Genomic DNA, 1866 nt, shown 5'->3' with positions numbered 1-1866 from the left:
TCTCTTGTTAGCAGCAACACTGTTACTCCTATTTAATCCTTTGTGGATCTGGGATTTGGGATTTCAGCTGAGTTTTCTGGCCACCCTAGGATTACTAATCACTGCACCAGGGATTATCCAACGTTTGGATTGGTTGCCACCTGCGATCGCATCCCTAGTTGCTGTGCCAATTGCAGCAGCAGTTTGGACTCTACCCCTGCAACTGTATGTTTTTCAAGTTGTTGCCAGCTACTCTATACCAGTTAGTGTTATTGCTACACCCCTAATTTCTATTATCACTTTGGGTGGAATTGTCAGTGCCTTGGCAGGACTAATTTGGCCAACAGCAGGAAGTGGACTGGCTTGGTTACTGTATTACCCAACCCATGGACTGATGGGACTAGTGGAATTTTTCAATCAGTTGCCAGGAAGTTCTGTAGCGGTGGGCAAAATTTCCCTAGGGCAACTGTTATTCCTCTACGGGCTAATTGCTCTAGCTTGCTTGATTAAATGGTTACATCCTCGTTGGTGGCTGATTAGTCTAGTTGCTGTCACTGTGGTGGTGTTGCCCCAATGGCAACAAGCGTCAAAATTGTTTCAAGTTACAGTGCTAGCTACAGGAAATAACCAAATTTTAGTGATTCAAGACCAGGGACAAGTCACCTTGGTCAATAGTGGCAACCCTGATACAGTCAGGTTTACAGTGCTGCCTTTTCTGCAAAAGCAAGGTATCAATGATATTAATTGGGCAGTTGCTCTCGACAAGCAGCCCCAACTCAGAAGTGGTTGGGTTCAGCTTCTAGGTAGTTTACCGATCGAGACATTCTACGATAACACTGATTTACAACGACCATTGTCTCAGGGTCAAAATTGGAACGATATTGTCACCCGTAACTCTATCGCTAGTGCAGTAGCCTCTAGGGAGGCTAACTACCAACCAATTCCAGTGGGGGAAATACTCTCTTTTGGGTCTACTTCAATAGAATTAGTCAACACTGAACCACCAGTGTTGCTGATGCGCATCATTGACCAAAATTGGTTACTCTTAGGAGACCTCAAACCAGGCTTCCAAAAACAGTTAGCCAAAACCATCCGTTTCCCTGAGCTACAAGTACTTTGGTGGTCGGGAAAAAGTCTGAGGCCAGAATTCCTCGATGCCCTGCAACCGAAAATTGCGATCGCATCATCCAATGTCGTGGATGCCTACACGGCGAAGCTCATGCGCAATGCTAAGATGACCCTCTATTGGACAGGCCGTGATGGTGCTATCCAGTGGACACCGGATGGTGGTTTTAAGACTACTGTTGAAGATATTGAGATAGACATTGATGTTCCTTGATAGTGATTCCATCATTGAGCACCCAGCAATGCCTGAGTTTTCAACAGCAGGCTTGACAAATTCCACGGTTTTGTGTTCAAATTTCAGATGAAGTCTGGGGTGCGGTTTGACTAGATCATGGAGGGGTGTCCGAGTGGTTTAAGGTGGCAGACTCGAAATCTGTTATGGTGTCAAAGCCATCGGGGGTTCGAATCCCCCCCTCTCCGTATAAAAATTTAACTCAATTTTTGATTAATCTCACTCAGGAATGTGCTAGGTACTGGTAGTAGGTAAGATCAGGTAACTGTCATCCCATAGAATCCCATAGAAGAAATTGGGAAGATCGAAGAAGTTGGGAATATAGGCTTAGAATTAAATTATATTCATATATTGATTCATCTTTATCAGCTCGGGATTTAAGCCAAGTGACTTCTGCTGATTATTCTCCAAAATCGACATTAACTGTTGAACTCTCCCCAAGCTACACACTTCCTATAGTGTTGATTATTGCTGCAGTGACAATAGTGCTCATACAACCCTGGGTGAGTTTAGCGATCGGCGAAGCCGCA

Annotated in this window: 1 protein-coding gene and 1 tRNA gene; both read left to right on the top strand. The window is 44.6% G+C overall.

From position 1 onward, the window contains the following. On the top strand, positions 1 to 1318 hold a 1318-nt coding region (locus F6K20_RS36645; protein ID WP_287298120.1), incomplete at its 5' end, for a ComEC/Rec2 family competence protein. 119 nt (positions 1319 to 1437) lie between these two features. Further along, positions 1438 to 1524: transfer RNA gene (locus F6K20_RS36640), tRNA-Ser, on the top strand. The last annotated feature ends 342 nt before the right edge of the window (positions 1525 to 1866 follow it).

The sequence above is a fragment of the Moorena sp. SIO2C4 genome (assembly GCF_010672485.1).
Lineage (GTDB): Bacteria > Cyanobacteriota > Cyanobacteriia > Cyanobacteriales > Coleofasciculaceae > Moorena > Moorena producens.
The sequence above is the reverse complement of the archived record's forward strand: the minus strand, read 5'-3'. Positions and strand labels throughout refer to the sequence as shown.